Source organism: Acinetobacter sp. ANC 4805, from assembly GCF_022549495.1.
Lineage (GTDB): Bacteria > Pseudomonadota > Gammaproteobacteria > Pseudomonadales > Moraxellaceae > Acinetobacter.
In genome coordinates, this window is record NZ_JAKZGD010000029.1 from 1 (window position 1) to 297 (window position 297).

1 protein-coding gene is annotated in these 297 nt (G+C 46.8%); it reads left to right on the forward strand.

Translation table 11 applies throughout. The features are described from left to right. Positions 1 to 297 (forward strand): hypothetical protein (locus MMP60_RS15855; protein ID WP_241337288.1); only part of this gene is annotated, 297 nt, incomplete at both ends.

Sequence of the window (297 nt, forward strand, 5' to 3'; positions counted from 1 at the left end):
GAGCTTGACCAGTGTGACCACAGGCAACACGGTTATTAACAATGCCGGACTTACAGCGGACAAAGTCACAGTAGGCAACGTTGTTATTGACAAAACGACCAATAAAATCACAGGCATCGAAGCAGGCACGAACACTAAAGATGCAGTGAACAAAGGTCAATTAGACACATTAGCAGCACAACAAACTGCAACAGACAATGCAGCAGTGAAGTACGACAACGCGGTGACAAAAGACAAAGTCACTTTAGGTGGCGGAGCAGCAGGTACCACGATCACCAATGTGAAAGATGGCGCACT